At 49.9% G+C, this 26,346-nt stretch carries 19 protein-coding genes, 1 tRNA gene and 1 pseudogene; 3 read left to right on the forward strand and 18 right to left on the reverse strand.

Annotated elements, in window-relative coordinates; all coding sequences use genetic code 11:
- Positions 1 to 71 precede the first annotated feature (71 nt).
- Positions 72 to 1,145, reverse strand: a complete 1,074-nt coding sequence (locus tag BLR50_RS08850) for a M24 family metallopeptidase (protein WP_092640824.1) — start codon at positions 1,143 to 1,145, stop codon at positions 72 to 74.
- A gap of 322 nt (positions 1,146 to 1,467) precedes the next feature.
- On the opposite strand from BLR50_RS08850, the gene BLR50_RS08855 reads away from it, so the two are divergent.
- Both BLR50_RS08855 and BLR50_RS08860 read left to right on the forward strand, forming a co-directional pair.
- Positions 1,468 to 2,814, forward strand: coding sequence for an MFS transporter (locus BLR50_RS08855; protein WP_092640827.1), 1,347 nt, complete (start codon positions 1,468 to 1,470; stop codon positions 2,812 to 2,814).
- A 38-nt stretch (positions 2,815 to 2,852) separates the two neighbouring features.
- Complete coding sequence (locus BLR50_RS08860; RefSeq protein ID WP_092640830.1) at positions 2,853 to 4,742, forward strand: alpha-glucosidase; 1,890 nt, start codon at positions 2,853 to 2,855, stop codon at positions 4,740 to 4,742.
- A gap of 53 nt (positions 4,743 to 4,795) precedes the next feature.
- On the opposite strand, the gene BLR50_RS08865 is transcribed toward BLR50_RS08860, so the two are convergent.
- The 12 genes from BLR50_RS08865 to alaS all read right to left on the reverse strand — a co-directional run bounded on the left by BLR50_RS08865 (position 4,796) and on the right by alaS (position 19,351).
- Positions 4,796 to 5,557: an EFR1 family ferrodoxin gene (locus BLR50_RS08865; protein WP_092640832.1), complete on the reverse strand. Its 762-nt coding sequence runs from the start codon at positions 5,555 to 5,557 to the stop codon at positions 4,796 to 4,798.
- Positions 5,558 to 5,662: 105 nt separating this feature from the next.
- Positions 5,663 to 5,950: an ArsR/SmtB family transcription factor gene (locus BLR50_RS08870; RefSeq protein ID WP_092640835.1), complete on the reverse strand. Its 288-nt coding sequence runs from the start codon at positions 5,948 to 5,950 to the stop codon at positions 5,663 to 5,665.
- Between the two features lie 114 nt (positions 5,951 to 6,064).
- Positions 6,065 to 6,691, reverse strand: a complete 627-nt coding sequence (locus BLR50_RS08875) for a nitroreductase family protein (RefSeq protein WP_092640838.1) — start codon at positions 6,689 to 6,691, stop codon at positions 6,065 to 6,067.
- Positions 6,692 to 6,731: 40 nt separating this feature from the next.
- The gene (locus BLR50_RS08880) at positions 6,732 to 9,068 is read right to left on the reverse strand and encodes an alpha-galactosidase (protein ID WP_242871728.1); all 2,337 of its coding nucleotides are present in this window, start codon (positions 9,066 to 9,068) and stop codon (positions 6,732 to 6,734) included.
- Between the two features lie 131 nt (positions 9,069 to 9,199).
- Complete coding sequence (locus BLR50_RS08885) at positions 9,200 to 10,342, reverse strand: DHHW family protein (protein WP_092640844.1); 1,143 nt, start codon at positions 10,340 to 10,342, stop codon at positions 9,200 to 9,202.
- 34 nt (positions 10,343 to 10,376) lie between these two features.
- A complete protein-coding gene (locus BLR50_RS08890) occupies positions 10,377 to 11,780 on the reverse strand; it encodes an MBOAT family O-acyltransferase (protein WP_092640848.1) in 1,404 nt (467 codons plus the stop codon).
- Positions 11,781 to 11,784: 4 nt separating this feature from the next.
- A complete protein-coding gene (locus BLR50_RS08895; protein ID WP_092640851.1) occupies positions 11,785 to 12,390 on the reverse strand; it encodes a ribonuclease M5 in 606 nt (201 codons plus the stop codon).
- The gene (gene holA, locus BLR50_RS08900) at positions 12,387 to 13,442 is read right to left on the reverse strand and encodes a DNA polymerase III subunit delta (protein ID WP_162840381.1); all 1,056 of its coding nucleotides are present in this window, start codon (positions 13,440 to 13,442) and stop codon (positions 12,387 to 12,389) included. The genes BLR50_RS08895 and holA overlap by 4 nt, the downstream gene beginning before the upstream one ends.
- On the reverse strand, positions 13,426 to 15,702 hold the full coding sequence (locus BLR50_RS08905; protein ID WP_092640857.1) for a ComEC/Rec2 family competence protein: 2,277 nt from the start codon (positions 15,700 to 15,702) through the stop codon (positions 13,426 to 13,428). The genes holA and BLR50_RS08905 overlap by 17 nt, the downstream gene beginning before the upstream one ends.
- 54 nt (positions 15,703 to 15,756) lie before the next feature.
- Positions 15,757 to 16,296: a phosphoribosyltransferase family protein gene (locus BLR50_RS08910; RefSeq protein ID WP_092640860.1), complete on the reverse strand. Its 540-nt coding sequence runs from the start codon at positions 16,294 to 16,296 to the stop codon at positions 15,757 to 15,759.
- 37 nt (positions 16,297 to 16,333) lie between these two features.
- The gene (locus tag BLR50_RS08915) at positions 16,334 to 16,672 is read right to left on the reverse strand and encodes a histidine triad nucleotide-binding protein (protein ID WP_092640863.1); all 339 of its coding nucleotides are present in this window, start codon (positions 16,670 to 16,672) and stop codon (positions 16,334 to 16,336) included.
- Positions 16,673 to 16,708: 36 nt separating this feature from the next.
- Positions 16,709 to 19,351, reverse strand: coding sequence for an alanine--tRNA ligase (gene alaS, locus BLR50_RS08920; protein ID WP_092640866.1), 2,643 nt, complete (start codon positions 19,349 to 19,351; stop codon positions 16,709 to 16,711).
- Between the two features lie 432 nt (positions 19,352 to 19,783).
- Between alaS and BLR50_RS08925 the strand changes: the two genes are divergently transcribed.
- A tRNA-Leu gene (locus BLR50_RS08925) sits at positions 19,784 to 19,870 on the forward strand.
- A 164-nt stretch (positions 19,871 to 20,034) separates the two neighbouring features.
- Here BLR50_RS08925 and BLR50_RS08930 read toward each other — a convergent pair.
- The 5 genes and pseudogenes from BLR50_RS08930 to BLR50_RS08950 form a co-directional block, all read right to left on the reverse strand.
- Positions 20,035 to 21,183 (reverse strand): annotated as a pseudogene (locus tag BLR50_RS08930) (Nramp family divalent metal transporter); the annotation flags it as partial.
- Between the two features lie 26 nt (positions 21,184 to 21,209).
- Positions 21,210 to 22,805, reverse strand: a complete 1,596-nt coding sequence (locus BLR50_RS08935; protein WP_092640872.1) for a recombinase family protein — start codon at positions 22,803 to 22,805, stop codon at positions 21,210 to 21,212.
- Positions 22,783 to 22,965, reverse strand: a complete 183-nt coding sequence (locus BLR50_RS08940; RefSeq protein ID WP_092640875.1) for a hypothetical protein — start codon at positions 22,963 to 22,965, stop codon at positions 22,783 to 22,785. The genes BLR50_RS08935 and BLR50_RS08940 overlap by 23 nt, the downstream gene beginning before the upstream one ends.
- Positions 22,966 to 23,307: 342 nt before the next feature.
- Positions 23,308 to 24,789: a MutS-related protein gene (locus BLR50_RS08945; RefSeq protein ID WP_092640878.1), complete on the reverse strand. Its 1,482-nt coding sequence runs from the start codon at positions 24,787 to 24,789 to the stop codon at positions 23,308 to 23,310.
- A complete protein-coding gene (locus tag BLR50_RS08950) occupies positions 24,786 to 26,330 on the reverse strand; it encodes a MutS-related protein (RefSeq protein WP_092640881.1) in 1,545 nt (514 codons plus the stop codon). Before BLR50_RS08950 ends, BLR50_RS08945 begins: the two co-directional genes overlap by 4 nt.
- Positions 26,331 to 26,346: the final 16 nt, after the last annotated feature.

Consider the following 26,346-nt stretch of genomic DNA (forward strand, 5'->3'; position numbering starts at 1 on the left):
TTTAAGCAATCGTTAAATTGCATAAAAATGACGCTGCTTTGCCATAATAGACTGCTTTATAGGCGTAATCATCATAGTATATTAAGGTCACGCGAAATGCAGTTAAGGGTTTCGCAGCCGTTGGCGGTAACCAGCACAAGGTCTTCGATACGCACGCCGCCAATATCAGGCAGATAGATACCTGGCTCGATAGAGAACACCATACCCTCTTCCACCGGGTTCTCATTCACCGACGAAACATCGCCGTATTCATGCACCTCAATGCCGATGGAATGCCCCAGCCGGTGGGTAAAAAAGCTTCCATACCCCGCTTCGGCTATAATATTACGCGCGGCCGCGTCTATATCGCAAAAACGCACACCCGGCTTGATGATTGCGCGTGCCGCAGCGTTGGCTTGCTGAACAAGCCCATAAACCTCACGCAGTTTTTCGGGTACAGAACGGTAAAAATAGGTGCGCGTCATATCGGCGCAGTAACCGTCCTTTTTGCAGCCGATATCAATCAGCACGCAGTCGCCTTCCCTTAACACCGTCTGGTCTGGCGCGTGGTGGCCGATAGCTGCGTTTGCCCCAAAGCCGATAAGCGGTTCAAACGATACCCCTTCGGCCCCAAGGCAACGGTAAGCCGCAATTACCTCAGCGGCAAGCTGCTCCTCGGTAATCCCTTCCCGTACCTTCGCTGCAACCATCCCGATTGCCACATCGTTCATCCGCGAGGCTCGGCGCATCAGCTCAGCCTCGTTCTTATCCTTGCGGGCTCGCACACGGTCGACGCAAACAGAGGCATTTTTGTAACCGGATGCCGCTTCAAGCTCCATCAGCCCTAGCAAGAACCGTGCCGGCATGTTCTTGTCAATACCGAGCGGCTTATCCCTTTCAATACATTCGGCAAGCAGCGCCACCGCGTTCTGGGTATCGCTATACCATACCTTTTGAACGCCAAGCTCCTCCGGAACGGTAAACAGCTCGTTAATCAGCATGCGGTTTTGGCCGTTACTGTTCATGTACAAGGCCAGCAGACGCTCACCCGGGTCTATCCATCTTCCTGTTAGGTAGTAGATCGTTGCCGGATCGGTGATCACCATCTGGGCTAAACCGATTTCGGCTAGGCCTTTTATGGTTTGGTCTAATCGTACATTGTTCATTGTTTGCCTCTTGTCGTGTTTTAGCGTTGTAGCGATTTAGCGTTTTAAAGTAAAAACTAACTAAATTTTTAGTCAAATTGACCTAATGTTCTTATGATAGCAACTTTTATCTGTATTTTCAATAGAGATTGTTAAGAAATAAACTGGTAATTTTGAGTTTATTAAAAATATCTGTTATGATTGTAGTTATTTTGTGAATGTGATACAATAAATGTAAGCAATCCAGCAAAGTATCTATCACCAATGCGGTAAATCTGTTCCATTTATGGCACTTGATACAGCGTCTTAGAAATTGGTTAAGCAGGAAAGGTAAGGTCAGACTATGTCAAAACAAACCTATGAAACCTCACGCTTTGAACGGCTCTCCTACGGCGGCTTCTTTCTTGGCCAGAACATTATCTATGTTATTCAGTTCCAGTTTCTCTCCTATTTCTATACCGAAGAAGTGGGGCTATCGCTCGCTTCCACCACGCTGATGCTGCTGATTGCCCGTATCTGGGACATTATAAACGACCCGATTGTGGGCGCCATCGTGGATAAAAGCCACTTTAAGAGCGGCAAATACCTGCCCTGGCTGCGTTTTGTTACATATACCGTTCCGCTTACGATGGTTTTTGTATTCTTTAACCTAGGCGCTTCGGTGGACGGAGGCATAAAGCTGGCATTTGCCTATATAACCTACATTTTGTGGGGAATGCTTTATACCTGTTCTGATTCCCCGCTCTTCTCGCTGGGTACGGTGATGAGCTCAAAGGTTTACGAGCGTGACCTGCTGATTTCCTACGGGCGTTTTGCCGCGGCTCTTGCGGCTATTCTGAGCGCAGTGTTTATGAGCCTGAAAACACAGGTGGGCTGGACATGGACAGCCGCCATCTATATGATCTTCTCGTTCCTTGTAATGTTCCCGTTGCAGTTTACCGCAAAGGAACGTGTACAGTATAAGCGAAGCGAGCATATTCCGTTTTCAAAAATCTTTAAGTATCTGCTGAAGAATAAATATCTGCTGATTTACTATGTAGGGTATTTAGCCATCGGCATGGTAAACACCCTGCAGCCAATCGCCCCGTACTTCTGCAACTCCAACCTTGGCAATGAGGGTATGCTCACCATTGTAATGGGGCTGAGCGTTATTCCGGTGTTGCTCGCAGCTCCTCTTTTGCCGATGCTCATCAGCCGGTTCGGCAAAAAGAACCTCACTATCTACACCTCGTTGGGCGCTATTGTACTGAGCATAGTACAGTATTTTATGGGGTACGGCAACTTTGTGCTTTTCTTGGTAATTACGGCTATCCGGGTGCTGTGCATGCAGTTCCCGCTGCTGATCTACGGTATGTTTACCGCCGACTGTATTGAATACGGCGCCTATGTAACCGGCGAGCGTACCGAAGCAATTGCCTTTTCGGTTCAAACCCTCGTAACCAAGATGGGCGGCACAATATGCAATACCATCTGCCTGCAGCTGCTGGTGTTCTTTGGTTATGTACAGCAAAGCCCCACCCAAACACCCGAGGCGCTTGGCGGCATCTGGAAGATACTAACCCTTTTACCCGCTGCGGGCTTTGGCGTGATGATTATCATTATGCTGTTCTTCTATAAGCTCTCGGAGGAGGATGTGCAGAAGATTATGCGCATCAACCGCGGCGAATCCAATGAAAAGGTAAATGTATAATACGTTGTAGTAACAATAGAGGAAGGACACGACATTCCATGGTCTATTCAAGAGAGAGCCGGATAAAAGATGTACTGAAAAGCCCTGTGGGACACGATGTAATTGCCAAGCTGCTGATGCAGGCTGGCAAGAGTATGGCGCTGGTGGAAAACCCGATTGTGGGCAATATTAAGCTCAAAAGCCTGCCGAAGCTTTCGCGCGGCTTAGTGGATGATTCATTTGTGGATCTGCTGGCGTCTCTGTTTAACAGTGTACCCGATACCCCGCAGCCGTATGACGGGCCGATACAAAGGGCTTGGTGGAAGGAGGCGGTGGTGTACCAGATCTACCCCCGCAGCTTTCAGGATTCAAACGGCGATGGTATCGGTGACCTGAACGGCATCACACAGCGGCTGGATTACCTAAAGGAGCTTGGGGTGGATGTGCTGTGGCTCTCACCCATCTACGACTCCCCCAATGACGATAACGGTTATGATATCCGCGATTACAAAGCCATCATGAAAGAGTTCGGTACCATGGAGGACTTTAACCGCCTGCTTGACGGAGTTCATGCCCGTGGGATGAAGCTGATAATGGATTTGGTAATCAACCACACCTCCGACGAACACGCGTGGTTTAAAGAGGCGCTCCAAAACCCCGATTCCCCCTGCCGCGATTATTACCTGTTCCGGCCCGCAAAGGATGGTAAAACTCCCCCAAATAATTGGACTTCGTTTTTTAGCGGCAGTGCGTGGAACCACTACCCGGAGCAAAGCTTTTGGGCTTTACATTTGTTTTCTAAAAAGCAGATGGACTTAAACTGGGATAACCCCGCTCTGCGCAGCAGCGTGTATGAGATGATCAACTGGTGGCTGCAAAAGGGTATCGACGGCTTCCGCCTGGACGTTATCAACTATATCTCTAAGGCCGAGGGGCTGCCCGACGGCAACGAAACGGTTGGCAAGCTGATGGGCTTTACGGGCGTAGAGCACTACTTTTACGGTCCTAATCTGCACCGCTGCCTGCAGGAGATGCACGAAAACACCTTCTCGCGTTACGATGTAATGACCGTAGGCGAAACCCCCGGCGTAGGGATAGAGATGGCAAAGCTGCTCACCGATGAGCGGCGCAAAGAGCTGGATATGGTGTTCAGCTTTGATCATCTTGAAAACCCCGGCAAGGCTCGTTTCGACCTCTATCGCTATGACCTGCGATGCTTAAAGGAGATTCTGTGCGACTGGCAGCAGCACTACGGCAACGCCAGCTGGAACAGCCTGTTTTTTGAAAATCACGATAACCCGCGTATGGTGTCAAAGATAAACCCCGACCCCGCCTTTCGCGAGGTAATTGCCAAGCTGCTTGCGGTAATACAGTTTACCCTAAAGGGCACACCGTTTGTATTTCAGGGGCAGGAGCTGGGCATGGTAAACGCGAGTTTTAGCTCGATTGACGAGCTGCGCGATATTGAAAGCATTAATCTATACCATGAGCTGCTGCAAAAGGGCAAAAGCGAGGCTGAGGCGCTCACGATTATTAACGGCGGCAGCCGCGACCACGCCCGTACCCCTATGCAGTGGAGTGGCGAGCCTAACGCGGGCTTTACCGCAGGAGAACCGTGGATTAGGCCCAACGCCTCCTACCCTGCCATTAACGCGGAATCGGAGCAGCAGGATGCACAGTCGGTATTTGCGTTTTACAAGCAGGTGATTGCACTGCGGCACCAAAACCCCGCGCTGGTTTACGGGGAGTTTGCCCTAGAACCCACCCCCCGCGAGCTGTTCTGTTACCGCCGCGTTTTAGACGGTGCGGAGTTTTATATCGAAATAAACCTTACCGAACAGCCACAGAAGCGCAAAGCAAAAGCGTCAGCCTATACGCCGGTGCTGAGTAACTATACAAAACCTTTAGAAATGCTACGCCCGTATGAGGCGACGATATACCGAATATAAAGCAACACCCCATAAAGCCTTTACCTACTGGCTTTATGGGGTTTTCGTTAATACTAAAGCTGCACATGAGGATTGGTATAGCGCGTTCTCTTCTGTGTTTTGTTCCCATAGTTGATTGCCTCAACCGGACAGTTTTGCAAGCATCCTAAGCATAATTCACAGTGATGATTCCATGTAGGCTTATTATTAATCATTGTAATATTACCCACACTACAAATTCTTTCGCATTTGCCGCAGCCCGTACACAAAGCGTTTACCCTGAAATTAATGTCATTCGTGGGGAAGTCTTTAGCCGCCGAGCGGTTTACCGGTTTACCGAACAGTGTATCAATCAGGTACTTGCTCTTAGCGAGGGGCTGTTCTATTTTGTTCAGTACGACTTTACTGATGGCTGATACCTGAAGTGCTTCATCATCAAACCGTTTTTGCTGTTTTTCCTTGCTGCCTGCATCATACTTAACAATATAATTCTCAGGCATTTTAATCATAAAGCCGGAATGAAGCTTAAAATTCTTGGCCCGCAACAGTTCATTGACTTGTACCAAAGAGGCTCCTACTGTGTTTCCGCAGGTTACAACCGCAAATAGATAAGGATTACCGGCAAGCTTGATTTCACTTAAAAATCTCGCGATAATATTAGGGATACCCCAGAAGTACACAGGGAATACAAGCCCGACTCTTTCGGCAGTAATCTCATTGTTCGTATTGTATTTTGCAAGGTTAAGCACCTCACATTCTCCTATTTTTTCTGCAATATCCGTTGCAACCTGCAAGCTGTTCCCTGTCCCGCTAAAATAGAATATAGCGTTCTTCATTGTCATCATCCTTTTACAATTTTATAACTATCGAATTGTTTGAGTATTAAAAAAGGAAAACTGGTGTTACGGTTTCATCTCCGCACGCCGTTCTCCGTTTCTAACTTAAAAATCAAAGGTACCCTTCAACTCTTCAAGAAGTGCTTTATTTACATGCGCCACCAAGTACTTGCCCTCTTTTTGGGTTTCGATTAATCCGGCATTGCTAAGTTCTTTTAAGTGATGAGAAATCGTAGGGGCGCCGATGCACAGTTTCTGCATTACTTTCGTAATTGTACAGTCGCAGCCCGGCTCGAAGTTCTTTTCATCACTATTTAAGATGCTAAGGAAAATCTCCAGCCTGTTTTCGTTCGATAATGCCTTATAGATTTTAGCCAACTGATTTGTGGTCATAATCAACCTCAATTCGATAGTTGTCGAACTATCGCAATTTTATCACATCAAATAGTTCATGTCAATAGCCGCTTAGTAAGCACTTCCATGGCTTTTCGGTTGCGTCCCTTTAGCTTACCAATGGTTTCTGCGGATTCTGTCTTTTGCGGCAAAATGGTACTGCTCGTTGATTACAGCGCCCTTTTTGGGGTAACCCAGTGCCAGATAACAGGGCAGCACATAGTTTTGCGGGTGGCCAATGACAGTGCGAACCTTTTCAAGCTCATTCGAAAACGGTATCCTTGTTACACCAAAGATGCCCTCGGAGGCGGCTGCCAGCAGGATATTCTCAATACAGCACCACATCGAGGCAAAGCCGTTAAGGTCGTTAATGGCCTTGGGCGCAAGCAACGGGTGTTCCTGCTTAAAGAAGGGAAGCACCAGCGCCCCCGCGTTGTACAGCATGGCATACTGCTTGGGGATCGCGTCGTAATACATCCTGCGCTGGCCTTCGTCTTTTAAATTCCACGCAGCAAGAATCTCATCAATCTGTTCCCTGCTCACGGTTTTAGGAATAAGCTCCACCATCTGTGCGCGCACGTTCTTATCGCTGATGACTACGAATTCCCAGTTTCGCATGTGGTCGTTGGTGGGTGCCTTCAGGCCCGCGTCCAGTATCCGTTCCAGCGTATCGTCCTCTATCGCTATATCTTCAAACTCACGAATGGTTCTTCTGGCGGCTATTGCTTCATAGATGTCCATATTCCTTGATTGTTCCTTTCACATTGCCTTTGGCTTAACTTTATTCTCTTGCTTTCAGCTCATACATCCGCGAGGAATAATCGCCGAAGATTTTAACATTGTCGTTGTAGCCGGTGCCGGAAAACTGGTGCTTGAGCTTGATGCCGTAGCCGTTTAACAAATCTCCTCCTGCCTCGAATACCTCGTCGCACATCGCAAGCATGTAGTGCGAGGAGAGCACCGTATGTATCACACCGTCGCCGCGAATCTCCACCGGCAGCACATTGTTTACAAGATCGCCGAGGGTTTTGAGGTTCACATACTGTCTGCGTCCGGTTACGGTGTAGTCAAGATGGTCATCCAACCCCGTAAGGCGCAAAAGCTCGTTGCCGCGGCCGACAGCGGCGGTTTCTTGAAACAGCGCGGCCACGGCCTCCCTCTTATCCGGCGATACACACAGCCAGATGCGTTTATCCGGGTTAAACCCGCCGCGCAGGCGGTAGAACCGGCCGAACTGTATCACCCTGCGGTGTGCCTTATAGTAGGCTACCTGTTCCTTGATGGCCTTTTTATCAAACTCAAACAGCTTGGAAAGGTCGAGCTCATACCCAAAGCAGCCGAAAGCCGCCACGTTAAAGCGGGTTTCGATGGGGGTGTTGCGCAGCGTGGCAAAGCAGGGGCTTGCCGAAACATGCGCACCCATCGTCGAAATCGGGTAGCCGTAGGAGGTGCCCTCCTGAATGGCGATGCGGCACTGCGCGTCGGTGTTGTCGCTGGCCCAGGTTTGCGGCATATAGCACAGCATGCCAAGATCAAACCGGTTGCCGCCCGAGGCGCAGGACTCAAACAATATCTTCGGGAACCGCTGCGTGAGCGTCTCCAGAACCCCGTACAGCCCCAGCACATAGCGGTGGAAGAACTCCCCCTGCCGCTCGGGCGGGAGAGTTGGGGAATAGATGTCGCTGAAGTTACGGTTCATATCCCACTTGATATAGGTAATGTTGGCACTTGAAAACACCTTGCTGAGCGTCTCTGTCAGGTAATCGCAGATCTCCTTGCGGGTAAGGTCAAGGATAAACTGGTTGCGTCCCTCACTGGGGGTGCGGTTCGGTGCCTTGATGGCCCAGTCGGGGTGCGCACGGTAAAGGTCGCTGTCTTCGTTCACCATCTCGGGCTCCACCCACAGGCCGAAATCCAGCCCCAGCGCGTTCATCTTTTCGGCAAGCCCCTTCAACCCCGACGGCAGCTTCTTTTCGTTTACATGCCAGTCGCCCAGCGAGGAGGTATCGTCGTTACGCCTGCCGAACCAGCCATCATCCAGCACAAACAGCTCGATGCCCATATCGGCTGCCTCTTTGGCAATGGAGAGCAGCTTACCCTGCGTAAAGCTGAAGCTGGTGGCCTCCCAGTTGTTAATGACAATCGGGCGCTCGCGGTTCTGCCACTCGCCGCGCACAATATGGTTGTTCACAAAGCCGTGCAGGTTGTGCGAAAGGCCGTTTAAGCCCTCCTCCGAGTAGGTAAACACCGCCTCGGGCGTATAGAACTCCTCGCCTGGGGCAAGCAGCCACGCAAACGAGGAAGGATTAATACCGGTTAACAGGCGGGTTTTATGGTTAAAGGTAACCTCACAAATTTCACTGTGGTTGCCGCTGTAAACAAGATTCATGCCGTAGCAGCGCCCCGTCTCCTCGGTGCAGCCGTCGGCGGTAAGCATCACAAACGGGTTGTGGCGTGCCGAGCTTACACCCAGCTTGGAATCGTTTACAAAGATGCCCTCACAAAGCCTGCGGCTGTGCATGGTGCGCTCGCTGGCCCAGGTACCGTCAAAGGTTACAAACGAATAGTTGCTGTCAAACAGGTCAAGCTGCGCGCTCATGAGGCGCCGCAGCGTAATTTTCTGCCCACTGTTGTTTTTGGCGCAAACAAAGCGAGTGATTACATCGTACTCGGGGTAAACGCAGTAAAACAGGGTTAAGTCCATACCAATGGCTTCATCCCGAAGTATTACCTCGGTGGTTTCGCAGTTCTGCTCGGTGCCCAGTGCGCTAGGCAGCTTGGGGATTCCCCGCCTGCCCTTATAGGTTTTATGGCAGACGTATTTAAAGTCGGCTACCATGCAGCCGTTTGCGGCGGTAAGCTCAATTGCGGGTTCACGGTAATCACCCTTGCCCAGGGCAGAGTATTCCAGGCACTGGTCGTCAAGGCCGATAGTGGGGTACTCCTTCTGGTACGCCACCATCGAGCCGTAGGGTACCGCATTGGGCTGAGTAAGCACAGCGGCATCCTTCAGCGGGCGGATGCGTCTGCCGTAATACAGGTTTTGAAGATGCCCCGTGGGCAGCACCGACATGATATAGCTGGTATGCCTTGTGTTTAAGTGGATGATTGTGCTCATACTGATGTCCATCCCTTTCCTGCAGGAATCGGGGAAATGTGCGTTTATACTTGTCACGATTATAAAGCCTCTAAAAAATCGAGCAGCTTTTTTGCGAATTTTTTTAGGAAGGTTTTAATGAGTGATTGGTATTATCCCACGCCGAGCTTGGAGATATCGGAAGACTGTGCAAATGAATCAACATTATAAAGCAGCAGCACCTGATCGTAATCGCTCATGTTAACGAGGCTGGTATAGCTTTCGTTGATATAGCGAAGGTCTACCATCGTGATGGTGGAGTAATAATCGGTTAAGAACGGCACAAACGAGTTTGCGTAGGAATCCTTAAACACCAGGATACGCTTGCTGTTCGTATTACCGGTGTTGTTTGTGGTTATGGTAATCCTGGGCTGGTTCTGCCCCAGGAACACCGAGTATTGATCCTTTTGCTGCAGAAAATCCTTGAAATAGAGAGAGGAGTACTCGGCTGTCTTCTTGCCGTCGAACACTTCAACCTTTGCAATCTCCGCCGCGTCGCGCTTTGAGTAAAGGCTGATAATATCCGGCTGAATGCTGCGGTAACCAACCTTGGAATAGAGCGTGCCGTAAAAATTGTGCGAAATGTTTGCAATATCATAGTCCTTGGTACCGGAGGAATAGAGCCCGAGCCGCCCCGCCGCCTCGCCGAAGGCGTAGCATGCGCCCAGTGTCGTCCAGTGGTGGTCGGTTCTGTAATATAGATATTCCGACCGGTGCTCGTACAATGCCTTGTAGATATCTATTTCGTTGGCAATACCGGCAAGCTGCTTTGCAACCGTCTCCTTGATGTATTGGTGCTGGTCCCAGCTGGGGTAGCCATAGGGTAGCTTATCACGATAGATTTCCGATGCTGTGGGAACCAGCATCAGATAGGTGGGCAGCTGGTTTTTCTTCACAAACTTCTTAACGGCATCGATATTCTTCTGGGTTTTGCCCATATCCGGCTCGGGGATATCCTCAATCAGGCGGTCACCACAGATAAACACCTTGTTGTTTTCACGCTTGCCGCTGAAGTATTCAAGGTAGCCCTTTACCGCAACCCAGCTGTCACGGCCAAAAAAGTGGTCGGAGAAATAATCCTCCACCCCGTTCATAAAGCTACGGTCTTTTATCGTTTGCAGCGAAGGTACCGGTGCCTTGGCAAGCATACGGTTTTCCATCTGTGAAAAATCGGTCTTGGGCCAGAGCAATGTTACCACCGGTAAGGCCAAAAGGATTAGTGCAAACAGCACCGTCGATAGTATCTTTGACTTCATATTTATCTCCACGCCCTTCGGTCAGCGTTGTATACTAAAACCTAAAGTATAAAAACGGGTTATAGGTAGCGTCCACCAGATAAGCCGTACATACCAGCATGGTAATAACCTGCAACACCACGGCGGCAACCTTCACGAAGCCGGGCCTGGAGCGATAGATTTTAAATACCAGCTTCTTCGCCCAGTCGGTGGCGAAGATTACGCAAAGCGCGAATATCAGCCCGTAAGACATCAGCAGGTAAACAAACTGGGCATCGGTGCCCTTGCCGTTTGCGCCGAACAGGGCACCATAATAGCGAAAGGCCATGCCGACATCGTCAAACTCAAACAGCACCCATCCCATCACTACGCAAAAGAAGGTGTACAGGCGCGTGATGGTAAACGGTATCTTGGCAAGCACCTTGGAAAGGAAAAGCCGTTCGATAATCAGCAGTATGCCGTAATAAAGCCCCCACAGCACAAAGTTCCAGCTCGCCCCGTGCCATAGGCCGGTAAGCATCCATACAATCAACAGGTTCAGTACCGTTCTGAGCATACCCTTGCGGTTACCACCCAGAGGGATGTATACATACTCCCGAAACCAGGTGCCCAGCGTCATATGCCAGCGGCGCCAAAAGTCAGTAACACTTTTTGAGACATAGGGGTAATTGAAGTTCTGCGGGAAGTGGAAGCCCAGCATCCTGCCCATGCCAACCGCCATATCGGAGTAGCCCGAAAAATCGAAGTAAATTTGGAAGGTGAAGGCGAGAATACCGAACCACGCCGTAGCGGTGGAAAGGTTTTCAATAGGCGTTGACTTAATCAACGTCCAAAGCGTACCGATATTGTTGGCCAGCAGCACCTTTTTGGCAAGGCCTTGAATAAAAATGCCCGCGCCGTCGCCAACATTCGTGATGCTTGTGCTGCGTTTAGAGAGCTCTCGCTGTACGTCGTTGTAACGAACAATCGGGCCCGCAACCAGCTGAGGAAACATGGATACGTAAGACGCATAGTCGATGAAATTCTTCTGCACAGGAACCTTGCGCCAATATAAATCAATAGTGTAGCTCATGCTCTGGAAGGTATAAAACGAGATACCGATGGGCAGCGCAATCTTTGGGTCGCTGATTGTTAGCCCGAATAGTGTGTTAATATTCTGCACCGCAAATGAATTGTATTTAAATATTGCAAGAATACTAAGGTTCACTACGATAGACGATATCAACAAAATCTGCCTGACTCTTTGTCTTTCATCAAACCGTGCCATCAGGCGGCCGCAGGTATAATCCAGCAGAATCGTTGCGCTCATCAGCAGTACATAGACCGGCTCTCCCCACGCATAAAACACAAAGCCTGAAACAAACAGCACAAAATTCCGCGCCTTCTTGGGTACGGCAAAATAGCAGATTAGCACAATGGGCAGGTATAGGTATATAAATGTTAGGCTGGAAAATACCATGGGGTTATTCCTGTCCTTCCTTTTGACGTGTTAGGGCTGCAACGGCCTCGCGGTAACGCTGCAAGGGTACTGCTGCGTTGATGACGTCCAGCATGGCATTGGTGCTCAAACGCTCGGGCAGATTTAAGCTTTTTAAAAGCCTTCGGCGCAGCTCGGCACTGTTAGGGGCACCGGTAAGGCCGTCGGCAAACAAATCCGCCTTGGTAATATATTCGCGGTGGCGCTCGCTTTCGGCGGCGGTAACGCCCGCCTTCTTTAACGCCTCCAGAATCGCCTGTTTCGAGACGCCCTCTACCCCCAGCTTGCCCTCCTTGGAGGGAAGGGCCTTTCTTTTCTCCTTACCGAGGATATCGGGAATATAGGCGTGCAGTACCGTTCCCTTCTGTACGGCTCCTTTAATAAAGCTTCGTATCTGAAAGCCTGCCCGGTCGGAATCGGTAAGCACCAGAATACCGGTGGTTTCGGCCAAGGCTCTTATCATCTCAAGCTGCTCCTCGTTCTTGAAAATCGAGAAGCCACCCGTCTCTATAATCACGGCGTCGATGATGGAGGATAGCTTTATTTTATCATACTTTCCTTCCACAATCACGGCCTGTTTAATCGTAATCAATTCTTCTCCCCCGCTCTCAGGCTGAGCAGCCGTGTAACGGTCTCCTCCAGCAGGGTAAAGCTGTCGACCTTACTGCTTTTCATATCATAGTCGCAGCGCAGCAGGATGTCAAGCGCGCCCGAAAGGTAGCGCGGGGAAAGCCTTTCGGCGTCCTTTTCCACATAATAAAACCGGTTGGAGTTGCCCTTGTAGTTAAAGTCCTTAAATACATCCTTCGCCTGCCTGCCCGCAGTGCGTCCGCATTTAATGCGGTAAAAATCGATGGTGGCGGCAGAAAGTGCTGCCAGCACCGCCACCGGCTCCTCGCGATTATAGCGGTAGACGCTTATCAAAGACATTGCCTTTTCAAAATTTCCTTCTGAAATCGCCTTGGAAAGGTCGTACACCATTGCGTCAAGCTGCTTAACGCACAGCAGCTCCACGTCCTCCTTGGTAATCTCCGCCTTTGGGCGATAGGCGCACAGCTTATCCAGCTCCAGCAGCAGCTTATCAAGCTTCCATCCGCTGCGTTCACACACCTCGCGCGCCGTGCTGTTCTCCATGCGGCTGCCCTGCTTTTCGGCATAGTTGCGGGCATAGTTTACAAGGTTGCCCTCCTCGCGCTGCCCAAGCTCCGCCACCGCGCCGGCCTTATCGGCAAGCTTGATAAAGCGGCTCCACTTGGCGGGCAGGCCCTTTTTGCCGCCCGATTCCTGCGAAAGCGTGGTGAAGATGAGCACCGTGGTATCGGGCAGCTCGTCAAGCAGCTCCTGCAGCTTGGCAAAATCTGCCTCAACGAGCGCCTCGGGGCTGAAATCGTTCACCAATACGCATCGGCGCGGCTCAAACAGGGGCAGCGCCATAGCCGCGTCGGCAATCGTATCAATATCGGTCGTCTTGCCGTCGAGCTTCATGATATTAAAGCCGGAGGGGTCGTCAGGCACCGCCTTATTCACCAGCCGGTCAACATACTGCTTTTTTAAAAAGCTCTCTGCCCCATAGAGGAAGTACACCCGTACGCAGGGCTCATTTTTAACATGCAGGCAAAAAGTCTTTTCATCCGTATAGGTCAACCGTACCTTCCTCCAGTCGTAAGGTTTTATTCTGTGAGCAGCTGAATACCAGCCTTTTGCCCTTTGCTGCACAAAAGAGGCTTTTGCCTTTAAACTGCTCCTTGTTCTTTTCTATACAAGCGTCGTTTGCGATGTAATACCGCGCCGAGATGCGGTTAAAGCCCTTGGGCAGGTAGCCGCTGAGTACACAAACCTCCGCCCGGCAAAAGCGCTGCGGCAGCGCGGAGGCATCCGCTTTGCCGTAAAGAAAGAGCACAGGAACCCCGTTTGGTGTTATGTAAACCGCACTCCCCTTCGGCTGGCAGATGATCTGCGCCATACAGCTGTCCAGCAGGGTAACGGTATTAATCTGATTTGTTGAAAGCTCGCTGTAAGCGCCGGCCCCGGCCGCAAGCTCCTCAAACCGGATGCTGTTGCGGGCAAGAGCTGTCTTGTTTACCGTATAGCGGGAAAGGATATCCTTTGCGGTCATCCATGAGGCATCGTTGAGGTAGGGCACCATAAGCGTCTGTACCTCGCCCAACCCAAGCTTACTGATATAATAGCCCGCTCCGGTTGCGGATTTTTTGGTATCCGTACCCGTAAGCACGGCAGCGGCACTACTGTTATATAACACCGCGGTTTCACTGAGAGCCGGGTTTGGAATTGCTATATAAACGCTGTTCTGCCCCGCCTGCACAATACCGCAGGCAATGCCCGCAACAAGCAGCACCGAAGCTGCCGCCGCAAGCGCAAGCGCATTCTTATACCGCCGTTTTACCGCGCGCAAGAGCGCCGCCACGCCAAGGCAGAGCACCACCAATAAAACCGCCCACAGGATATTGACCGAGACCGCCGCATAGTCAAGGCCCGCAAACACCGCAGCGATTCGCATAATCACAAGGGTTGTCACCTTGGTTACCAAACCGGCGATGCGGGTAAGAAAACCGTCGGGGGAAAACGCGCCGAAAACGCCTGTAAGCAGCGAGGCCGCCATCTGCAGGGGAGCAAGCGGTGTCGCCAGCACATTGGCAACGGGGCCGATGATCGATACCCGCCCGAACATCACCGCAGAGATGGGGTAGGTAAAAAGCGTTGCGGAAAGAGAAAGGGTAACCGCCTGCACCACCCATCTCAGGTGCTTCCACAGCCATGGCAGAAAGCGTTTTACCACTGCGTCCATAGCTGGAGAAAGCAACAGAATGGAAAGGGTGGCGGCAAACGAGAGCAGAAAGCCCGCGTCCAGCAGCACCGCAGGGTTTGCCCCGCATAGTAATAGTGCGGCAAAAGCAATGGAATTCTTCGCGTCGTTCTTACGGTTAAAAAGCTGCGCCATAAACAAAGTGCAGGACATAATGCCCGCACGCACCACCGAGGGGGTAAAGCCGGTAAAGGCTACAAAAAACAGCACCGCCGCCATGCAAACAATCGCGCTTGCCTTTTTAGGCACGCGGAACCAGCCCAGCAGTAGCAGCAGAAACTGTGCAAGGATAGCGGTATGCATACCCGAAACCGCCAGCATATGGCTTAAGCCTGAATCTCGGAAGTTATACTGCACCTTTGAAGAGACTTTCCCCCGCTGCCCGGTGAGCATGGCTGCCGCCACCTTACCCGCTTCACCGCCCACCGCGTGTTCGATTGCCGAATTCACCCGGTCGCGCCATGTGCGCACGGCCGCCATCACCGGATAATTGACGGGGTTTTTGTAGTTTATATCACCGTAGCTGTACGCAAAGGCATAGATACCGTCGGCACGCCACACCGCATAAGGGCTTTCGGAGGCAAGAGGAAAGGGTGGGGTAATGCTCACGTTTGTGGTAAGACGGTCGTAATAAACGGCATCCAGCGGCGCTGTTACCGTAAGCCGCATCTTCATCCGCTGCGGTACACCGGAGCTTGTGTATTGCTCGGTCTGCTCGTTATACAGCGCTACGGCAGTGGTGACAATCTCGTAATCGTACTTACTGCCGCGCTGGCCTTTTCTATCCAGCATCACGGCGGTAATGCGCGCCTTCTGCCCGTAAACTGCCGAGGCCTGCCGCGGCACCTCCACCGTTTTGTACGAGGCTACCATCAGCCCTACGGTAAAAGCCAGCGCCGAAAGCAGCACCACCCGCAAGATGTTCAGCGAAAACCGTTTGATAAGGCAGACCGCGCACACGCTACCGCAGGCGATTGCCCCTATTATCATCGCCCCATCAAGGCTCAGATTAAAACAAAATACGACCGCCAGCGATAACAGATAAGCACATCCGATTATTGGCAGCGGTCGTTTTATCATGCTGTTCTCCTTTGATGTCGAAGAAAACGGCTAAATTACGTCACCTGTTAGCTGTTATTTGAAGAACAGCGGCAGCTTCTCAAGGAACAGGATATCCTTGCGGTCGGCGGCCTCGCCCTCGGCGAGCACGGCCATCCTGCCAACAGTATTGCCGCCCGCCTGCTCTACAAGGCTTTCCAAAGCGTTTAAGCTTTCACCGGTGCTGATGACATCGTCTACAATCAGCACGCGCTTATCCTTAAGGCAGTCGATATCCTCTTTATCGATATACAGCTCCTGAATACGCGCGGTGGTAATCGATTTTACCTGCACACGGATCGGCGCCTTCATATACAGCTTTGCCGATTTGCGCGCAAGGATATACTTCTTGCCAGACTGGCGCGACATCTCGTAGGCCAGCGGTATGCCCTTCGACTCAGCGGTGATGATCACATCGTGGTCGGGTGCTATCTTATTAAGCTCGGTTGCGCAGGCAATGGTAAGCTCAACATCCGAGAACATCACAAACGCGGCAATATCCAGGTGCTCGTTTACCGGGCAGAGCGGCAGCTCGCGTGTAAGGCCCGCCACATGCAGGGTATAGTATTTATCCATCTGATTTCATGTCCTTTCAAGATTCTATAAAGGGGTATCAGCCGGGAGGCCAGGATAGCAGGCGTTTGCCAAGCACATGAAAATGCATATGCTTTACCGTCTGCCCCGCGTCCTCACCCACGTTGGTCACCACGCGGTAGCCGCTTTCCAGGCCCAGCTCTTTGGCAAGCTTCGCAATCACCTCAAAGATATAGGCCACCTCACCGCTGTTTTGCGCGGTAATCTCGCTTGCAGAGGCAATGTGCTTCTTCGGTATTACAAGAAAATGAACGGGAGCCTTTGGGTCGATATCGTAGAAGGCAAGCACCCTCTCATCCTCATACACCTTATTGCTGGGGATTTCCCCCGCGATAATCTTACAAAACAGGCAGTCCATTCGCAGCGCCTCCTTTATCTGTACTATATTATTATATTATTGTCCCAGCGCCTTGTGGATAATTCCGGGAGCTGCTTCAAGGGCTTCGGAAAGCTTCTGGGGCTCCTTTACGCCCGCCATAGCACTGTCGGGGCGTCCGCCGCCAGAACCGCCGGCAATGGCCGCAAGCTCTTTAATCAGCTTGCCCGCGTTTAAGCCCTTGGCAACCGCATTGCTGCCGCAGGCAATCATCAGGCTGCCCTTCCCATCAACAAGGTTGGAGAGTACGGCAACCGCATCGGCGTCCTTCTCCTTAATCTTGTCGCAGAGCAGGCGCAGGGTGTCTACCTTCGCATCGGTAAGGGGTGCCGCAATCAGATGAATGCCGCAAACGTCACAGCTGTTTTTGCACAGGTCATCCACCTGCGAGCCCGCAAGCCTTGCGCCCAGTGCCTCAATCTCCTTCTCCTTTTCACGCAGCTCCGCCATTACAGTGGCGGCACGCGAAACCACCTCGGCAGGAACCGCGGCCTTAAGGTTCTGCGCACAGGCGGCGATGGTAGCGTTCATCTCACCAAACAGCTTCAGTACGCCCAAGCCAGTGGTGCCCTCGATTCTTCTAACGCCCGCCGCAACGGAGGACTCGGAGATAATCTTAAACAGCCCAAGCTTTGCGGTGTTATCTGCATGGGTACCGCCGCAGAATTCGGTGGAAAAGCCCTTTGCCTCCACCACGCGAACGGTATCACCGTATTTTTCGCCGAACAGCGCCATAGCGCCGCGCTTTTTGGCCTCTTCAATGGGCAGCTCCTCGGTGGTTACCGGCAGTGCCTCAAGGATTTTTTCGTTTACAAGGTCTTCGGTTTTCTTTATCTCCTCCGCGGTCATGGCGCTGAAGTGCGAGAAGTCAAACCGCACATGCTCGGGGGTAACCAGCGAGCCTGCCTGATGCACATGGTCGCCCAGCACCGCGCGCAGCGCAGCCTGCAGCAGATGTGCGGAGGTGTGGTTGCGCATGATGGAGGCACGACGCTGCTTGTCTACCTCGGCGGTAACGGTATCGCCGGTTTCGATGGTTCCACTGAGCACGTTTGCCGAATGCAGGTACTGCCCTGCGGCGTTCTTCTTGCAGTCGGTTACCTCAAGCACCGCGCCATCCTTGCGGATGATACCGGTATCGGCCACCTGGCCGCCGCTTTCGGCATAGAACGGGGTTTTATCGAGCGCCAGAATCACGGTATCGCCCTCTGCGGCGCTGCCGGTGGCCTCGTTATCCTTAACAATCGCTAAAATCTTTGCGTCGGTGGCAAGCTCGCCGTAGCCGGTGAACACCGTTTTCGCAACGCCGAGATCCCCCAGCGCCTCGCTGGCCCAGGCGATACCGCCAGACTTTTTGCGGTCTTCTCTCGCGCGGGTTTTCTGCTCGGTCATCAGCTGCTCAAAGCGGGCATCGTCCACCTTCAGCTTCTTCTCCTCCACAATCTCACGGGTAAGATCAATCGGGAAACCGAAGGTATCGTAGAGCTTGAACGCCTCGTCGCCGCTGAACACACCGCTGCCGGACTTTACGGCTTCGTCAATCAGGCTTGCCAGCAGCTCCATGCCCTGATCGATGGTGCGGGCAAAGCGCTCCTCCTCCACACGGATATGCTTTTTGATATACTCGGCCTTCTCGGCAAGCTCCGGGTAGGCAGACTTATTCTCGTTAATAACGGTATCGCAAACCTTATACAGGAACGGCTCATGGATGCCGATGAGCCTGCCGTGACGCGCGGCGCGGCGTAAAAGCCTTCTGAGCACATAGCCTCTGCCCTCGTTGGAGGGGATAACGCCGTCGCCCACCATAAATACGGTGCTGCGGATATGGTCGGTGATTACACGCAGCGAAATGTCGGTTTTCTTATCGTTGCCATAGTGGATGCCCGCAATCTGGCTTACATGCTTCATGATGTTCTGCACGGTATCAACCTCAAAGAGGTTGTCTACCCCCTGCATCACGCAGGCCAAGCGCTCAAGGCCCATGCCGGTATCGATGTTTGGGTGGTCGATGCGGGTGTAGTGGCCCTTGCCGTCGCTGTCAAACTGGCTGAACACCAGGTTCCATACCTCTACATAGCGGTCGCAGTCGCAGCCCACGGCACAGCCGGGCTTGCCGCAGCCCTTTTCGGGGCCGCGATCAAAATAGATCTCGGAGCAGGGGCCGCAGGGGCCGGAGCCGTGCTCCCAGAAGTTATCCTCACGGCCGAGGTGTACCATATGCTCGGGGGCTACGCCAATCTGCTTTGTCCAGATATCGTAGGCCTCGTCGTCCTCTTCAAACACCGAGATATAGAGCTTCTCGGCGGGAATCTCCAGCTTTTTAGTGAAGAACTCCCACGCCCAGTTGATGGCCTCCACCTTAAAATAATCGCCGAACGAGAAGTTGCCCAGCATCTCAAAATAGGTGCCATGGCGCGCGGTTTTGCCCACACGCTCGATATCGGGTGTGCGGATGCACTTCTGGCAGGTGGTTACGCGCTTGCTGGGGGGTGTCTCCTGCCCCAGAAAATACTTCTTCATAGGGGCCATGCCCGAGTTTATAAGAAGCAGGCTTTTGTCGTTGTTGGGAACCAGTGAAAAGCTTTTCAGGCGGGTGTGCGCCTTGCTTTCAAAAAACGACAGATATGCTTCGCGAAGATCATTGAGCCCTTGCCACTGCATTACGTTATTCCTCCATTATTAAAACAATACTGCTGAATCGCAAAAAAATAAAAAAACTCCCGCCCCCTTAAAAAGGGACGAAAGTTACTTTTCCGTGGTACCACCCTGATTGCAAAAAGGATAACCCTTTTGCCGCTTTACCACCCTTAACGCGGGCGCCTCGCCGCGGTTGTTCCCGCAGAGCTCGGGGGCGGCAGACAACGCTTAAAACCGGCAAAACTTCCAGCAGCGGCTAACGCCGTGTTTTGCTCTCTGGTGCGGTTTATAAACCCCTTGCGTATCCTTCCCCGTCATAGCCGTAATACTAATATAATATATATCTGCAAACCGCATTAATTATATAGCGGCAGCAGATAATTGTCAATCAATTCTGATATTGACTTTACCCTCAGATTGTTGTAATATAGTTCTTGCGTTATTTATGCCGTTCATGCCGCTGTGGTGGAATCGGCAGACACAAGGGACTTAAAATCCCTCGGGGGCAACTCCGTACCGGTTCAAGTCCGGTCAGCGGCACCAAGAATAAACACAAGTCTATGTGTTTACTGTAAACAAAGACCCAGCCGAAAGGTTGGGTTTTTGTTTGACCATAATAGAATACTGCTAGACTATATCTGCTCCAAAAGAGGAATCCAGTTAACGCTGAATTCCTCTTTTTCATTTTAGATATACAACCCGCAGCCCTAAACCTTCCCCGTAAACGTTAAATACAGCAGAATAACATTCGCCGCTATAATAACCCCTGCTATCGTCCACCCGATAACGTTTGTGACCGGCTTGTTTACAAGGGAACCCATCAGATCCTTGCGCTTGGTTAAAAGCATCATCGAGATAATCGGCACCGGCAGGATAAAGCTTAATGTAACCTGGCTGAGTACCAGCGCGTTCATAGGATTAACGCCGCACAGGATGATAATCATGCCGGGTATCATGGTGATTAACCGGGTTACGTTATCGTTGATTTTCAGCCCCACAAACCCCTGCATGATGGTCTGCCCCGCCATTGTTCCCACGGCGGAGGAGGAAAGCCCCGACGCAATAAGCGCGATACCGAAAGCACCGCTGGAGGCCGCCCCCAGCAGCGGCGTTAAAGACTGGTGTGCCTGCTCGATGGAATCCACCGCTACCCCGTTTTTATAGAAAACGGCAGCCGAAACAATCACCATCGCCGCGTTAACAATAAAGGCGATATTCATGGCAATGGTGATATCCAAACGTTCCATCTTTAAATGTCTTTTCTTTTCCGCCTCGGTAGAATCCTTGTTGCGGTGCTGAACCAGCTGGGAATGCAGATAGATGACGTGCGGCATTACCGTAGCGCCCAGCATCCCCACCGCAATCAGTACGGCTTCTCCGCCCGGAATCGTGGGTACAAGGGTGTGCAAGCCAGCCGACGCCCAATCGGGCTTAGCAAGAAATATTTCAAGCGTATACGCGATACAGATAATGGCCACAAAGCCTGTGATAATCACCTCGATTACCCGCTGGCCGTATTTGCTGAGATACACAATTAAAAATGTAATAACGGCGGTAAGCGCTCCCGCAAACGCCATCGGGATATGGAACAGCAGGTAAAAGCCAAGCGTTGCGCCAAGAAACTCCGCCAGATCGGTTGCCATGGCGGCAAGCTCGGCGGCTACCCAGAAAAACCAGTTGATCTTTCGTGAAAACACCCTTCCGCAGAGCTGCGGCAGGTTCTGCCCTGTGGCGATCCCCAGCTTTGCCGACATGGTTTGAAGAAATATCGCCATCAGGTTGCTCCACAGGATAACCCAAATCAGGCCGTAATTGAATTTTGAACCGCCGCTGATATTGGTTGCAAAGTTGCCAGGAGCTAATAATATATTAGTACTGTTCCCTATAGTGCCTTAAATGTATAATTAATGGTTATGTTTTTATCGGCAAAAACATAAATTGAATCCACCAATTCAAGCACCGCCTTGCGTGATAGGTTTTCGACGTTTCTATATCTCAGAAGCTTTTTTTTTGCTTCAGCCAGTTCGTCGCAGCTATCAATTTGGCGGTTCTGCTTTTCAAGCCCGGCTAATTCATTTGTCATTACTTCAATGTCTTCTATGTATTTATTGCGGTAATCAAAATATTCATCTATACTTATAATCTCTGCTTTAAAGTCCTCATAGAGCCCTTGCTTCAGCGTTTCTGCTTTATAGATTTTATCTTTCAACTCATTTATCTTTTTTACGTTGCTTTTAATCTTGCTGCTGATTTTGCGTTGAATATCAACATTTTCATAAAGTATTTCAAGATCAGAGTACTTTTCAATTTGTTCTCTGATGCCGTTCAGCACCACATCTATCAGTATATCATATCGAATGGCATGGCTGGAGCACTTGTCTTTTCCATAAGTCCTATACGTCCCACAAATATAGTAAGTATATGACGTCTTACTGCTTGCTGAATTTTTACGAACTGACATAGCCCGTCTGCAATCGCCACAATAGATTAGGCCCGCAAACAAATAGACATTACCCGTTTGCAGGTTTTTTCTTGTATCCGTATTCAATATTTTTTGTGCGAGTTCCCAAGTTCCTTTATCAATAATTGCTTCATGTGTATTCGGCACAATCAGCCACTGAGATTTATCCAATAAGATATTCTGGTGAATCTTAAACGATTTTACTGTTTGCTTGTGTTGAACCATATCACCAGTGTATATCTGGTTTGTCAAGATTAATCGTACGGATGTATCATTCCAATACATCTGTTTTGCGTAATGCTCAGATTGCGAATATCTTTCACCTTTACTTTTCTTGTATTCCGAGGGGCATATTATTCCCTGCCTGTTTAACTCTTTCGCGATTGAACCTTTTGCCATTCCAGAAATAAAAAGCTTATATATAAGTTGTACGTTTGGAGCAACCATTTCATCAATAATCAAATGGTGCTTATCCTTTGGGTCTTTCATGTATCCGTAGCATGCCTGTGAACCGATAAATTCACCATTCTTGCGTTTAACGTCCAGGGCGGAACGCACCTTGAGGGATATATCATGAGCGTATTGCTCATTAAAAATATTCTTAATCGGAACCATTAAGTCATCATTATTGTATAGACTGTCAAAGTTATCGAGTATGGATATAAGGCGGATATCCTTCCTATAATACTGGTCTTGATATAACCCCGTATAGACATAATTGCGTCCCATACGCGATAAATCCTTTACTATAACACAATTAACATAGCCCTGTCTAATATCTTCTTCCATCCGTATAAAGCCAGAACGGTCAAAATCTGTACCGGTTCTGCCGTCATCGATGTACATATCATAAAATTTGAATTCAGGTTTTCCCGCAATATAATCAAACATAATTTGTTTTTGCGTTACTACGGAGTCGCTTTCTTCTTTACCAGGTTCTTCTCTTGACAAACGTATATAAAAAGCAGTATTCCACTGAGCATCTTTTGCTTTCTCATACCTGCTTTTTCTTGCCATTTTTGTCACCTCGTAAAGTTATTGTCTGATTGTTATATTCTCCTTTTATTTCATCGTCAAGGTCTGACAGTACTAACCTCTTTAGAATGTCCCCCAGGTCCTTATCACCATATGTATATGTAACCCGATAACCATGCAGATAATTGACCTTATCATTCATAGGTCCACCTCCCAGGCTTAGCGGTCTTATATAATATATGTAGTGAAATGACACTAGTTAACTAATAGTTTTGAAATAAACCCCGTAAGCCGCACAAGCCAAAGGAGTTTTGCCGCGCTTTTTTCTGCGTCCACTTTAAAGATACAGCCTTTCTAAACAACAAAAAACGCCTGCAAAATTGCAAGCGCTTTGTATATAATCGTCTATTTTGTCTCGGATACTTATGCGGGGGCTGATATTTCCGGTATAAACACAAAAAACGTGTGGGGTTAAATGGTATAACTAACAAGTACATCGCAGCCAGCTTAGGCAGAACGTTTGGCTATATATTTAAGCTTTCTTCTACACCCTGCTTTTTGCAGCAAAAATGCGTTCATATAAATCTTCGCCGAATGCTGTCTGCAAGGGCTTGCCTTCTATTAAGCGAAAAGTACGCTCACCGCTGTCTGTTCTCTGCGCGCGCCAATATTGCGTGCGCTCGTCTTGAAGAAAAGCTGCCGCATATGGATATAGGTGCGTGACGGAAAATACCTCAATTTCATTTTCAATCAGTGCCGAAGTGATCTGACGACAAATTTCCGAGCCCTCCCGTTCATTTGTAGCCGCAAAAGACTCATTGAACAGTATCATCGAATTCGGTTTTAATTGCGCTACAATACCGCTCATGCGCACGAGTTCTTCATCCAGCTTTCCGCTTGTCATCGAACCGTCTTCTTCTTTTTTAAAATGCGAAAAGATCCCCGCCCGAATCGGAATAGAACAGCTTTGCGCGCCCACAAACATTCCGCATTGTGCCATAATCTGTGCTTGCCCCAAACTGCGAAGAAATGTTGATTTTCCGCCTTGATTTGCACCTGTAATCAAATATAGGTGCTTGTTATCTCCCCGCAGCGAGTTTCCAACGGCAGCACCTTGCTTTATAAGCACAAGGCTGACGTCATACAATTCCTGCCATTGGCGGCTTCTGCTCTCCATCTGCTGTAAATCAGGAATGCATATCAGCTTTCCATATTGGTGCAGTGTATCGGCTAAATTCAGACAACCCACATAAAACGCAAGCTCTCTGCGCAGCATGGCAAAAAAGCCGGAAAGGTGCTCTGCCGATTGTGCCAATGCGTTTGCGGATTCGTTGATTGCCCGGTCTCGGCGTGCGCCCAGATCTCTAGCACCTGCATCATCCCGTGCGGCAATGGTAAAGGACGGTGCAAACATCCATCTGCGCCAGAAGTTTTTGTGGTCTTTTTGGCGCAGCATATAGTGAACTCCTTGTAGCCGATTCCCCATTGTTGCACTGATTAATACGCTTCGATCCTCTTTCAGGTCGTTCAATTCGTCCGTTACGGTATGAAAGTAGTCATCTGAAAGTTCCTTTTGCAGCATAGTCAGCAAATTACGAAAACCTTCGTACCGGAAATTGCTAAGCGATTCATCTGCAACCGCACGGAGCTTCATAAGCATTTCCGTGTAAATCTTGAGTAGATTGACGGCTGAGGAAAAGGTGCTGGAAATATAGTGGGAACCAAGCCATGACCACGAACCGCTCCTGCGCTTTTCGGTTTCAAGAGTAACCGCGTAAAGCTGGCGTACGGCAGAAGCATTGCTCAGTGCATCGTTCAAGTTTTCCTGACGATAGCGAAGTACGTCCAGATCTGTAAGCGGGTGCGAAAGAGCTGCTGTGCAGGCCTCCTGAATTACCTTGTCGTCTCGGCTCATTGCCGCAAGAATATGCCCCAGCTCCAGATCGGCCGCAAGCGTTTCCCAGCCGGAACAGGCAGTTTCTGCGGTATTAAAATCAGCATCACGATACATCAGATTTGCTTTCATTTTGCGAGCCTCCCACACAGCTGTTCATAAGTAAGCCCATGTCTCTGCGCGATTTGCAGGGCATACGCCAAGCCGTCTGCTGGTTTCCGCACAATTTTAAACGTGCGGCTGTTTTGGTCTTTATCATTGACCGTACTCATCATACTTACCGTTTCCGGGCCATGCGATGCAAGCTCGTCCAGGAATGTAACAATTACACCCGGCGCACCAAGCGCTGCAAATGCGTCCATCATTTTCCCGCCCAGCAGCAGTGCATCTGCCAGTGTTGTAGAAGCAAAGATTTCATTAACGATAATAATGCTTCTTGGGGTGGCTTTCTCCAAGAGATCATGAAGACGAACCAAATCGTCCTGCAGCTTTCCATTGAGCGTGTCGATGTTTTCCTCTCGGCCAAAGTGCGTTAGAATATTGTCAAAGTAATAAAGTGCTGCCTGCGTTCCCGGCACACACAAGCCAAGAGACGCCAAATAGTGAATTTGCCCAAACGCACGGGCAAAAGTTGTCTTTCCGCCCTGGTTCGGACCGGTTATCACCAAAAAACGCTCCGGTGTATCCAACGAAAAATCATTGGTAACCGTATTGCTGTGTTCCCGTATCGCCAGCGCCAAATTAAAACAGTCTCTAGCGTACAGATGATCCGCCATAGGGCAAAGAGTGGGGTAACAAAACGGCAGCCCTTCCCGCTGCAACGGTTCAATCATGTCAAGCCAAGACAGGTAAAACTGAATCTCGTTTGAAAAACGCAGGATTACAGGATCATCAAAGTGAAGATACTCTGAGCAAAAATCCTCCAAGCTTCGGAACACATCCGGATAAACTTTTGCCAGCATATCCAGCACCGCCACTTCAACATGATCCGCCGACGGTTCTTCCGACAATTTGTGACGATAGTCTTTTACCTCTCCCTGCCGGAACTTTTCAAAATTTCTTAGGATTTCAGCTGTATAGTCAGATTGATTCTCATATTTTCGAACACGAATTGTCCCATCCTTGATGAGCATACAGTAATTAATCTGTGAAAAATCTTCCCGCAGCCTTTTTACGCCCATACAAAGGGATTGGAAGGATGGCCGAGCACAATATTCCTTTAAATATGCAGAGAAATCGCTTAGCCCTTGCGCCTTGAATTGTATGGCCTTTGCTCCTTCGCTAAGCGTTGTTACCGCCTGACAATAACGGTCGGCATAATCCAGCATTCGGCCGCGGGTTAGATAGTTGTTGTCCCAGTGTTCCTTAGCTGACAGCAATTCGCGAGTGTTCTCCATGTAATGCGAGATTGCATATGCTTTGGTTGAGAACTCCTCAAACAACAACCGAACAGTTTTGTTTTCCAAATCCTGCATAACATCCTGCCGGTATTGAATGATGCTTGTATTATGCGCAGGCGTATAAAAGAACCTTTCCAGTTCAAATTCTTTCTTGGCTTTTAAAATCGGGTAAAAAATCTTATCCAAGTTTAAATCGTGAAAGCACTGCGGTTCTTGATTTTGCTGTTCTTTGCCTTGTTCTTCATCGTGTGGATACAAGATACTGGTAAACATAGCGTGTCCCTTTCCT

The sequence above is a fragment of the Acetanaerobacterium elongatum genome (assembly GCF_900103835.1).
GTDB lineage: Bacteria > Bacillota > Clostridia > Oscillospirales > Ruminococcaceae > Acetanaerobacterium > Acetanaerobacterium elongatum.

Coding starts and splice junctions, on each gene's coding strand:
- BLR50_RS08850 (WP_092640824.1), bottom strand. CDS start 1,145: ATGAACAATGTACGATTAGACCAAACCATAAAAGGCCTAGCCGAAATC.
- BLR50_RS08855 (WP_092640827.1), top strand. CDS start 1,468: ATGTCAAAACAAACCTATGAAACCTCACGCTTTGAACGGCTCTCCTAC.
- BLR50_RS08860 (WP_092640830.1), top strand. CDS start 2,853: ATGGTCTATTCAAGAGAGAGCCGGATAAAAGATGTACTGAAAAGCCCT.
- BLR50_RS08865 (WP_092640832.1), bottom strand. CDS start 5,557: ATGAAGAACGCTATATTCTATTTTAGCGGGACAGGGAACAGCTTGCAG.
- BLR50_RS08870 (WP_092640835.1), bottom strand. CDS start 5,950: ATGACCACAAATCAGTTGGCTAAAATCTATAAGGCATTATCGAACGAA.
- BLR50_RS08875 (WP_092640838.1), bottom strand. CDS start 6,691: ATGGACATCTATGAAGCAATAGCCGCCAGAAGAACCATTCGTGAGTTT.
- BLR50_RS08880 (WP_242871728.1), bottom strand. CDS start 9,068: ATGAGCACAATCATCCACTTAAACACAAGGCATACCAGCTATATCATG.
- BLR50_RS08885 (WP_092640844.1), bottom strand. CDS start 10,342: ATGAAGTCAAAGATACTATCGACGGTGCTGTTTGCACTAATCCTTTTG.
- BLR50_RS08890 (WP_092640848.1), bottom strand. CDS start 11,780: ATGGTATTTTCCAGCCTAACATTTATATACCTATACCTGCCCATTGTG.
- BLR50_RS08905 (WP_092640857.1), bottom strand. CDS start 15,702: ATGATAAAACGACCGCTGCCAATAATCGGATGTGCTTATCTGTTATCG.
- BLR50_RS08910 (WP_092640860.1), bottom strand. CDS start 16,296: ATGGATAAATACTATACCCTGCATGTGGCGGGCCTTACACGCGAGCTG.
- BLR50_RS08915 (WP_092640863.1), bottom strand. CDS start 16,672: ATGGACTGCCTGTTTTGTAAGATTATCGCGGGGGAAATCCCCAGCAAT.
- alaS (WP_092640866.1), bottom strand. CDS start 19,351: ATGCAGTGGCAAGGGCTCAATGATCTTCGCGAAGCATATCTGTCGTTT.
- BLR50_RS08935 (WP_092640872.1), bottom strand. CDS start 22,805: ATGGCAAGAAAAAGCAGGTATGAGAAAGCAAAAGATGCTCAGTGGAAT.
- BLR50_RS08940 (WP_092640875.1), bottom strand. CDS start 22,965: ATGAATGATAAGGTCAATTATCTGCATGGTTATCGGGTTACATATACA.
- BLR50_RS08945 (WP_092640878.1), bottom strand. CDS start 24,789: ATGAAAGCAAATCTGATGTATCGTGATGCTGATTTTAATACCGCAGAA.
- BLR50_RS08950 (WP_092640881.1), bottom strand. CDS start 26,330: ATGTTTACCAGTATCTTGTATCCACACGATGAAGAACAAGGCAAAGAA.